The sequence below is a fragment of the Methylobacterium sp. WL8 genome (assembly GCF_008040045.1).
Taxonomy (GTDB): domain Bacteria; phylum Pseudomonadota; class Alphaproteobacteria; order Rhizobiales; family Beijerinckiaceae; genus Methylobacterium; species Methylobacterium cerastii.
The window spans coordinates 1-7,651 of sequence record NZ_VRVF01000123.1 but is presented as its reverse complement, the minus strand read 5'-3'; the positions used below and the strand labels follow the sequence as shown (position 1 = coordinate 7,651).

The window sequence follows — 7,651 nt, the reverse complement described above, 5'->3', positions numbered from 1 at the left end:
CTCGCCGTGGGCCGCGCCGGTCAGGCCGCCCACCTCCAGCTCCATCAGTCGCTCGGCTGCAAAACCGATCATCTCACGCAGCAGATCGGCGTCGGCACTCTTCTCCATCAGCCCGCGCAGGGCCATGCGCGACCAGGAGGGCGTTCGGCCCCGATCCTCTTCCATGGAGGCGCTGAAGCCCTGGATCGTAATCGGGGTCGGCCGGAGGAAGTTCTACAGCCTCTTGAAGTCTGGGGATCTGCCTGCGCTACCGGATGTCCCGCGAGGTGCAGATCCGGCGCCCTATCTCGCAGCCTTTGCAGCCACGTTCCGATCCCGGCAGGAGGCGCCGCCGGACGTGCTCAGGATGGCGGCCTGAGCCCCGTGCACTGATCCGTCGTCACCGTAAGAAGACAGAGCGAAGGGGCCGACGCATCAGTGCACGCCTGCCCTAGGCCGGGGTCGTCGTCACGAGCGAAGCGAAGTCACCGTTCCGCCCGCTCCCTCCCCTCACCGGGAATGCCGAGACGGGTGTGCCGCCTCCCATCCGGGAGCCGGTTGGTCAGGTCGTTGACCTGCCGGTAACCGATCATGGGCACCGTGCCCTCAAGCCGGGCTCAGGACCGGTTCGCTGGTGTGATGGACGAAGCACCCGTCGCCCCGTGATCAGATCGGGGGACGGGCCTGCCTCTCTTGTGGGTACAGACGATCCCGCATCTCTTTGCCGGCCTTGAAGACAAGCGCGCCTTTGGCCGAGACCGACACCGGCGCTCCGGTTTTTGGGTTGCGCCCGGCTCGCGCCTGCCGCTCCTTCACCAAGAACGACCCGAACCCGCGGATCTCCACCCGATCGCCCGTGACCAGTGCGTCCGCGACGCGGCCGAGGATCGCATCGACCACCGCTTGGCAGTCTCGCTCGTAGAGATGCGGGTTTTGGGCGGCGAGGCGTAGGACGAGGTCGGACCGGATCATCGCGCCGGGATGAGGCTGCCAGCTCCGCGTAGCAAGCCCGGCCGCGCCCCTTACCGTTGACTTAACCGTGTGCCCCAGCCGACATGCCATGTCCGGCTTCTACGCGCCCTATGGCGAGTCGTGAGCCGGCGAGGATCAAGGGATTAGCGCCGCGAGAAAGACCTAAGCCCAAAACGCCAACGGCCCCACCCCGGCAAGGGTGAGGCCGTCGAAATCGATGGGTCTGCGGAGACCGCTTACAGCTCCCCAGACATCATAGCTCCCGCCGGGAGTCAATCGGGGTCGTTCCCCGAGGCGATGGCGCTTTGCCTTTTGCCGGGGACAGCTATCGCTGCGCCCCCTGCTTTGACGCGGCCCGAGCAGGGCTGTGAGCGATGAACTATGCCTACGAGATCCGCCAACAGGCGGAGGCGGCCCCGCGCGCCGCGTTGCCGGCTGTCGCGTCCGCGCTGTGGAAGGCGTTCGGGGAAGGACACCTGTCCGAGGCCGAGGCCGAGACGCTGTCCGGACTGATCGAAGCGCGGCAACTGTCAGGAACCGAACGATCTGCCGAACAGGTCGAGAACCGCGCAGGAGCCCCCAGGAGCCGCACAGGCTCGCGACCGCGCACGGATGCCTCGATGGCCCGCCGTCGCCGCTGGGCGGCCTCTGGCAGGCTCCCTCCGGTCCTTGCGGCACGGTTCACCCTGGCAGAGCAGGCAGTGCTTGCTGTGATCGCAGCTGAGGTGGCGAAGCGGGGGCGATGCGCCCTAGCGATCGGAGCGGTCGCTTCGCTGGCTGGAGTCAGTGAAACGTCCGTTCGGCGCGCCCTGCGTGAGGCTCGCACACTCGGGCTCATCACCGTAGACGAACGACGCCTATCACGGTTCAGGAGCGACACGAACCTGATCACGGTCGTCGATCAAGCATGGGCCGCGTGGTTGAGGCTGGCACGCCGATCCACGGGCGTAGGGGGTGGGTGCCAAACCCGGCAGGGCACGAATACTCCTGTTTCCTACCCTGTTGATTCAGAGGGTGAGAGACCGCGAAAGGGCTGCCGACTAGCGGCGGACGACGTCAACCGATCCGCTCAGTCGGCTATCCGCACACGCAGTAGAATGGATCGAGCAACGAGCTGATGGTGCTCTTAATCGCGCAGCACCATATTCTCGGGTCAGACGGAGGTTTCCATGGAGATCGAGCCGCGTCCGGTTGAGTTCCGCCACGCCTTTCTTGGCGGGGTGCTCATCGTCGGCAGTGCTTACATCGGCGGGGGCGCGATCTGGTCATGGCTGGTTTGGCCAGACCAGCATCTTGATGCTCCACGCCTTGTGACCTTGCTTCTCGCATGGGTGGCGATCACGGGTGGGTGGACGCTGATCCAGATGTGGCGCGAAGGCGATTGGTTCAAAGGCCGGAAATACGGAAACAGCGGCTCGTCAAACTCATCGGATAGCTCTCCCGGCAGCAGCTCCGGCTGCGACTCCGGAACAGGCGGTAGCGATGGTGGCTCGTGCTCGGTTTGAAGAACACCTGCACAGGCGAAGCTTGATCCTAGGTGAGGTGTCAGCGCGCCAACTCCGCAGCCGGTTATTGCACTTTATCGTGGCCGCCGACCCCGTTCCTCGTCAGCCACCGCCTCCACCGCCGCGATAGCGTTCTCAAGCTCCGCGATCCGTTTCAGGGTGCTGTCCGCCGGCATCGTGTCGTACTCAGCGGCTTCCATGATGAGGTCGCGCTGACGGGTCTTGAGGCGGTCCAGAAGGGCTTCGAGCTTGTCCATGGCGCGCTGTAGCGAGACGTGGTCACCCCGACAACATGGCGTTGCGAGCCGGGTAGTCGGTTAGTTCGAAATCCTATCGAAGCTGCCCCGGCCACAATAGGCTCGCACCCGCGTGGCATGACCAAGGGTATGACAAGTCACACGAAACGCGGCCATGTGATCTCAGTGTTCCCGAGCGGGCAACACCCGGGCTCTTATCGGTGGAGCATTACGGCGTTGTCCACCACATCCGTGACCCAGTCGCCCTACGCCTTTGCGACGGCGTTGGGAGCCACGATGTCCGCGGAATGTTGGCTGCGCCAAATCGCGAAGAGGGGCAATGAATGACCTTGTCGTCGCTGATCATCGAGGAGCGGATAGACCGAGATCCGGCTTAAGCCACCCCTTCCACTTGCCTCTAGAGACAGGTCGGAGAAACGACCGTTTTTCCGTCAGTTTAACGGGCGGTCCGATTTTACGCCCCTAGCCGGGCCAAACCTGTCGGGAAAACGTGTCGGCAAATCTACAGTCAGGGAATGGGTATTTCGGTTCCCGACAGTCAGAGCCGGCGATGGGTCTTCGAGTTCAGCCCTCCAGAGCGCCCTCACGGGCGGAGGCGGACAGCCTGTACGTTCGGGGTCGGACGCGGTAGCCGAAGCCGCTCACAGGAACGGAGAAGGCTCAGTGTTCAGCCATATCACGATCGGCAGCAACGACATGGCCCGGACGAAGGCGTTCTACGACGCCTTGTTCGCCGCGACGGGTGGGCCTTCCGGCATCACGGATGCGAATGGCCGGTTGGTCTATGACCACCGAGGTGGTCGCCTCCTTATCACCAAGCCTGTTGACGGGAAGGCTGCGTTCGGAGCGAACGGTGGCACCATCGGCTTCACCATGGAAAGCGCTGAGGAGGCCAAGGCTTGGCATGAGGCCGGCGTCGCGAACGGGGGGACCTCTGTCGAAGATCCGCCGGGTGAGCGCACGGGTTCCGCTGGAAAGATGTACCTCGCATACCTGCGCGACCCGGACGGCAACAAACTCTGCGCCCTTCATCGCATCGAGAGCTGAGCCACTGACCCTTCTTCGCCGCGTTGCATGGGCGCGGCGAAGAGGACCCGGATGCACCTCGACACTCGCGCTCAGGCTAGCCATCTTGCCGTGATGCAACCTGCGCAGGTTCCGACCACCGCCGACATGCCGCTATGGGTCGTCGCCCTGTTAGTCGTGCTCGGCCTCGGCACGCTCGGGTGGATGGTGCGCGCTTGGTTCCGCGAGTGGCGGGCGTACCGCGCCAGGACGCTCCTCCCCCGCCTGTTCGCGTTCGCAGGCCGTGCGCAGCGTGTCGGTAGTTTCATCGCAACCGGGACGGGCGCACGCCGCGGCGAGCATGCCGACGACCTCGGGCCACACGTCGGGAATGCTGGCGGCAGGAACGTGAGCGTGGATGCCGTAGGGGCGGCTGACGATCGGAGGCGCCAACACGGCTCCGCGGAGCGTGTCGCGCAGGAAGGCCGAGACCGGCACACCCTGACGCGCCGCACGAGCAGCAACAGCCGCATCTAGATCAGGGTCAGCCCTGAATATCCGGGTCCGAGATAGCGTGCCCGAGCGCATGGCGTCCTCTCCGCGTGATGCAGGAGAGTAACGCGAGAGGCATGGCTAGGGTAATACTCACTGAATTTCGTTTAATGGCACCCGTGTCGTTCTAGTTACGCCACGTCCTTGCCGATTAAAGCATTGATTGTGGCAGAAGGTCTCATTTTAGGGTCTATCTCGTTCTCGCTCGCGCTGAGTCCTTCGCGAGCTTCCGCCGCGTCAGCCATCTCGGAGATCCAAGCACGCATGGCCGGGTCGCTCTGCGCACCCGAGATCATCCGACCTGCCAGGCGACCAAACTTGTCGGCCTGAGTGGCGCGCGCCCTATCCAGGGCGTCAGGATCTATATCAACCGGATATTTCTTAAATGTAGTATCCAGCACCGCAATAACCGCCGCCCTTACAGAGGCTCGCGTGTAGATCTCGTATTTCCACTTAACATAAAAAAAAAAAATCGCAGCGCCAATCGAAGCGCGCATGCACGTGATCATGTCGTTAGTTTCTTTGTCTATCGACTTTGATATTTCCGTATTTTCCAAAGCAACTTCGTGATCTTCCATATTGAAGCTGTATTGGATGCGCCGTTCTATTTCTTGCGCAACGGAGCGGTTGGAGGCGGCGGCGGTCGCCTCAACGCGGTCCTTGAGTTCGCGCGTCGTTCGAATGGTGACGGCGAACCTCTTCCCTTCACCGTCCGGCAGCTTGGCGGGCATCAATCTCTCCTGTCCGCTGTGTCGTCTCTGTCTTTCGCGTCAGCAGCCCTAAACCACAGCCGGTACGCCCGTCAATCGCGTAGCGCAGCACAACGCTGCAAAATGCGTTGCATTACCTGGCGTCCTGTGAAAGAACCTCTGTCAGGCCGAGCCAACGGAGGTCGAAATGCAGGCACACACGATGGAGCAGGCGCAGCCGACGCCCCGCCCGAACGGGATGCTGGAGCTTCTTGAGCGGATCAGGAACGGTAAGAACGTGCGCGTCGCCGCGCTTGCTGATGCAATCGGCATGAGCCGCGGCGGTCTCTACGGAGCGATCGACGCTGGCGACGTGGAGGCCGTGAAGATCGGTCGCGCGGTGCTCGTGCCTGCGCATGTCGCTCGAAAGCTGCTCGGCATGCAGCCCGAGTCGCTCGCCGCATAGAAAAGCCGCCGGCCCAGAGATCAGGACCGACGGCGGAACTTAGAACAGCGCTTCAGCACCGTTGTATCTAGCGCATCCGCGCAAGTCGCGCCACTGATTTTCAAGCCGGCACCCCCTCAGAGGAGTGCCACAATGACGAAAACCATTTCCCACCGAGCCGTTTCGAGCCGGCCAGTTCCAATGCCCCCGCCCGACGGACCAGAGGTCGATGCGCTGCGTGCCCGTGCCGTCGCAGCCCATGTGCCCTTGAGCCCCGCCGTCCGGGCTGTGATCGCCTCGCTGGCCTTTGCGGTCCCTGAGAACCTGCGGGGTGCGCGATGACCCAGCGCCCAGCCCTCCGACCCTATCCTGTGCCAGCCGATCCGATGCCGGTGCTCGGCGCCATCGGCGACGCAGTGGCGACCGCCGAAGCGTACTGCCGGACAGCAGGCGAGTTCACTGCCCTCGGCGACGTGCGGGGCACCCTCTACGCGATACGCTGTGCCTCGGCCGCGATCTTGTCGGCCGCATCCCTTACCGACGAGCGTCGCCCCGCTCCCCGGAATGGAGGAGCGGCATGAGCGCTCGCGTGATCCCATTCCAAACCCGCAGCCCTGCGGAGCCGATGCGCGTTCGCGGCGGAGGCACGGTCTACTTGGTCGAGGGAGAGAACGGCGGCTGGCTCGTCGCCGATTTCAGCCGATCAGGTGACAGCGCCGGCCTCCACGGTTGGCACGCCGACCGCGCCGACGCGATGGCAGAGGGCCGCGAACTCGCCCGCTCCATCGGCGCGACGTTCCTCGATGATGACGGGGACGCCGCATGATCGGGTCCGACCCCCGCCTAGACCACCTGATGCCGGAGCTTGTTGCCGTCCTTGGCAGTGACCTCCGGTTCTTCCGACGCCGCCCCGATCGTCGCCACCGCATCCGCCTCGCCGCCCGCGCCGAGGTGCAAGAGGCCGCAATCCGCGTCGGGCTTCGACCCGTGATCCCGGCCGGTTTCCGGGCTTACTGCGGGCTCCGACAGATTGCGCCGGGCCTCACCCATCGCGTGATCGGCTACGCGCCCGAGGGCATCGAGACCGACGTGTCGGAAGCCGAGGCGGCGCAGGCTTATGCGTTCCTTGCCCCCCACAACGCCGCCACCCTGAACAGCCTCGTCGCGCCCTCCGGCGCGGCGCCTTCGCCCTCGCACGATGGAGGCCGTCGAGGATGACAGCACTCTCTCTGCCTGAAATCGCCCGCGCCCTCGGCGGCAAGGTCCACGGCCAGCAAGTGCTTGCACCTGGCCCCGGCCATCGTCGGACCGATCGGTCCCTATCCGTGAAGCTCTCGCACTCGTCGCGCAAAGGCTTCGTCTGCCATTCCTACGCGGGCGACGATTGGCGCGACTGCGAGGAGCACGTTGCCGGCGCGCTCGGCCTGCCGACCGACCATTGGCGGACGGATAGCCCAGACCGGCAACCCGATCCAATCGAGAGCATGCAACGCCGCGCAAAACGCCGTGAGGCGGAGGAGCGCGAGGCCGCAGAGGTCGCCGCCCGCCAGCGCCGCGCTCTGGCGATTTGGGAGGCCGCCACCGACCCGCGCGGGACGATTATCGCCGACTACTTGCGGTCGCGCCGCCTCGAACTGCCCGACGAGGTGGCCGGCACGGCGCTGCGCTTTCACCCTCGCTGCCCGTGGGACACTGGCACGGCTCCGGCGATGGTGGCCGCGCTGCGCTGCATCCACACGAACGCTCTGGTCGGCATCCACCGGACCGCATTGACCGCAGACGGGCGCAAGGTCGGCCGCAAAATGCTCGGGACCGCAGCCGGCGCCGCAATCAAGCTGGACCTCGACGAGAACGTGACGCTCGGCCTTGCGATTGGCGAAGGCGTCGAGACCTGCTTGACCGCCCGGCAGCTCGGCGTCCGCCCGACATGGGCGCTCGGGTCCGTCGATGCCGTGCGCGGCTTCCCGGTCGTGGCAGGCGTCGAGGGCCTGACCGTCCTCGGCGAGACCGGCGACTCTGGCGCCAGTGACCGCGCGGCCCGCGAGGTCGGCACCCGCTGGCATCGTGAGGGGCGAACCGTCGAGATCATCGTGCTGAAGGTCGCAGGCGACCTCAACGACGCAATCCGAGCGGATGAGGTGGCTGCGTGACATTTAACGGTCAGCACGAGCCATCCGACTACTTCGACCGCCGGCCTTTCCTCCCCGACCCGGAGGACGATGGCAGGTTCGCGCCCCCACCCGGCGC

General features: G+C 65.1%; 10 protein-coding genes and 1 pseudogene. 6 read left to right on the top strand and 5 right to left on the bottom strand.

All coding sequences use genetic code 11. The features are described from left to right. Together FV234_RS24595 and FV234_RS24590 are read right to left on the bottom strand one after the other, a co-directional pair. Nucleotides 1-126: pseudogene (locus FV234_RS24595) on the bottom strand (IS256 family transposase); the annotation flags it as partial. 519 nt (nt 127-645) lie between these two features. Continuing rightward, nucleotides 646-951 (bottom strand): HU family DNA-binding protein, encoded by a 306-nt coding sequence (locus FV234_RS24590; RefSeq protein ID WP_147832267.1) that lies wholly within the window; start codon nt 949-951, stop codon nt 646-648. 1,169 nt (nt 952-2,120) lie between these two features. Between FV234_RS24590 and FV234_RS24580 the strand changes: the two genes are divergently transcribed. Beyond that, entirely contained in the window at nt 2,121-2,456 is a 336-nt protein-coding gene (locus FV234_RS24580) for a hypothetical protein (protein WP_147832263.1), read from the top strand. A gap of 74 nt (nt 2,457-2,530) precedes the next feature. Here FV234_RS24580 and FV234_RS24575 read toward each other — a convergent pair whose 3' ends face one another. Then, nucleotides 2,531-2,713 carry a hypothetical protein gene (locus tag FV234_RS24575; protein WP_147832261.1) on the bottom strand — a complete coding sequence of 61 codons (183 nt, stop codon included), beginning with the start codon at nt 2,711-2,713 and terminating at the stop codon, nt 2,531-2,533. A gap of 663 nt (nt 2,714-3,376) precedes the next feature. Between FV234_RS24575 and FV234_RS24570 the strand changes: the two genes are divergently transcribed. Continuing rightward, nucleotides 3,377-3,760, top strand: a complete 384-nt coding sequence (locus FV234_RS24570; RefSeq protein ID WP_147832259.1) for a VOC family protein — start codon at nt 3,377-3,379, stop codon at nt 3,758-3,760. 150 nt (nt 3,761-3,910) lie between these two features. Here the strand turns inward: FV234_RS24570 and FV234_RS26535 are convergent, their stop codons facing one another. Both FV234_RS26535 and FV234_RS24560 read right to left on the bottom strand, forming a co-directional pair. Further along, nucleotides 3,911-4,306, bottom strand: coding sequence for a hypothetical protein (locus FV234_RS26535; RefSeq protein ID WP_210250974.1), 396 nt, complete (start codon nt 4,304-4,306; stop codon nt 3,911-3,913). Nucleotides 4,307-4,401: 95 nt separating this feature from the next. Beyond that, complete coding sequence (locus tag FV234_RS24560; RefSeq protein ID WP_147832255.1) at nt 4,402-5,001, bottom strand: hypothetical protein; 600 nt, start codon at nt 4,999-5,001, stop codon at nt 4,402-4,404. 166 nt (nt 5,002-5,167) lie between these two features. Between FV234_RS24560 and FV234_RS24555 the strand changes: the two genes are divergently transcribed. From FV234_RS24555 to FV234_RS24540, 4 genes are all read left to right on the top strand, one after another. Beyond that, on the top strand, nt 5,168-5,425 hold the full coding sequence (locus tag FV234_RS24555) for a hypothetical protein (RefSeq protein WP_210250972.1): 258 nt from the start codon (nt 5,168-5,170) through the stop codon (nt 5,423-5,425). A 556-nt stretch (nt 5,426-5,981) separates the two neighbouring features. Beyond that, a complete protein-coding gene (locus FV234_RS24550; protein ID WP_147832253.1) occupies nt 5,982-6,230 on the top strand; it encodes a hypothetical protein in 249 nt (82 codons plus the stop codon). Continuing rightward, the gene (locus FV234_RS24545; RefSeq protein WP_147832251.1) at nt 6,227-6,622 is read left to right on the top strand and encodes a hypothetical protein; all 396 of its coding nucleotides are present in this window, start codon (nt 6,227-6,229) and stop codon (nt 6,620-6,622) included. Before FV234_RS24550 ends, FV234_RS24545 begins: the two co-directional genes overlap by 4 nt. A 107-nt stretch (nt 6,623-6,729) precedes the next feature. Beyond that, nucleotides 6,730-7,554: a toprim domain-containing protein gene (locus FV234_RS24540; protein ID WP_147832248.1), complete on the top strand. Its 825-nt coding sequence runs from the start codon at nt 6,730-6,732 to the stop codon at nt 7,552-7,554. The last annotated feature ends 97 nt before the right edge of the window (nt 7,555-7,651 follow it).